This is a genomic window from Bradyrhizobium sp. CFUWI (genome assembly GCF_056429085.1).
This window is the reverse complement of record NZ_JBWJZE010000099.1, coordinates 1-1,339: the sequence shown is the minus strand read 5'-3', so window position 1 is coordinate 1,339 and position 1,339 is coordinate 1. Positions and strand designations below refer to the sequence as shown.

Annotated in this window: 1 protein-coding gene; it reads right to left on the bottom strand. The window is 55.9% G+C overall.

Translation table 11 applies throughout. The features are described from left to right. Nucleotides 1-337 precede the first annotated feature (337 nt). Nucleotides 338-736: a phasin family protein gene (locus tag AC066S_RS38835; protein WP_126262255.1), complete on the bottom strand. Its 399-nt coding sequence runs from the start codon at nucleotides 734-736 to the stop codon at nucleotides 338-340. Nucleotides 737-1,339: the final 603 nt, after the last annotated feature.

Genomic DNA, 1,339 nt, shown 5'->3' with positions numbered 1-1,339 from the left:
AGCCTTGACGGCAGCACACCGGATCAAGCCTACTTCACCCCGCTGCCGCTCCGCACGGCAGCCTAACCCCGGCAGAGGCTCCACTTATCGACGCGGATATTCTGTTCAGACAACCGGGGCCAGCTCACCAAGACCGAGGCAAAACCAAAGCACGCGCCTATCGAACATTTTCGGTTCCCCGAGCAGGTGGTTCCTATATCCGTGTTGGGGGTCGGCGGCGATACTTATGGAGCATGGCGACAACAATTCCCACGAGACCGGGTCTGGATCTCAGTTCGGGATTGGAGTCCGGAGGGAATAGCGCGCCGTCGGCCCTATTTCACGCGTGGCCGATTGCTTAACTTACCGCAGGCCGATGGACGTGTTTCAAACGATCCAATATCTTTGAGCCTTCGCTGAACGATTTCGACCAAGATTGCTCCGCAAAATCCAGGTGGCACTTCAGTAGCTCAGACGGGGTTTTCGAGTCGGCAAGAGCTCTCAGAAAAGCAGCCTGGTCGTTCAGAGAGGAAGCAGCCAATTTTAACGTGTCATTCAGTGCCGCGGCGAACAAGTTCCTTGTCGCTTCGATTGATTTTTGCCATTCCGGAAGCGTAAATGAAAGGCGCGATGCAGCTGCCGCCTTTTCTTCAATATGATCAGTCGCGCCACCCGCTCCAGGGGGTGATGCCTCGGCCAGTTCGGGCCCACGTGTTCGCCGTTCGCGTTTCTCGTCTTCGTGTATAGTCGCGGTCATCCGATATCTCCCCGAAAGGATTTCTACTGCTGAGTGGCTCGCCGCTCAGTTTCAATCAGCAAGCTTCCGAGGGTACCACTACCTTCAACATGTCATACCTGCCTTATCTGGTAGCGCTCGATCGGGAGAGAGAAGCAGACATCCGTTAGAGCCGCCCCGCTCAAGGAACAACGTGAAGTTCACTCAACGATCTTGGATTATTGAAGGATATGATCAGGCCATGTGTAGGGTGAACTTGGCTACTTGATCCGTACATAGGCGGCCAACGCGACCAGCCCAGGCTTGCACAAAATGTCTGACACGCCATTAAGCTATCACACTGTCCAGGCATGCATCGAGCCGAGGCGCTCACGAGCGGGCTGTCGACGCGAGCGTGAAGTCGCCTGCAGCCTCGCATGGAATGCAAATGTCGACCGAACCAGCCGACGGAAACGCTCGGCGACTGCGATGTGGCGAAATCGACGTCTTGGCACATGGTCGACCGTGAAGAACGTTGATCATGAGGTCTGTTGACGGGATGACCAGGCGCCGGCGAACAGGAAGGCGCAGCAGATCCGGACAAACAAAGTCGTGAGCCAGAGGATCAGAATCCGGAAGTTGTAG

What these genes read in the sequence shown, in the direction of transcription:
- AC066S_RS38835 (WP_126262255.1), bottom strand. Translation starts at nt 736, where the DNA reads ATGACCGCGACTATACACGAAGACGAGAAACGCGAACGGCGAACACGT.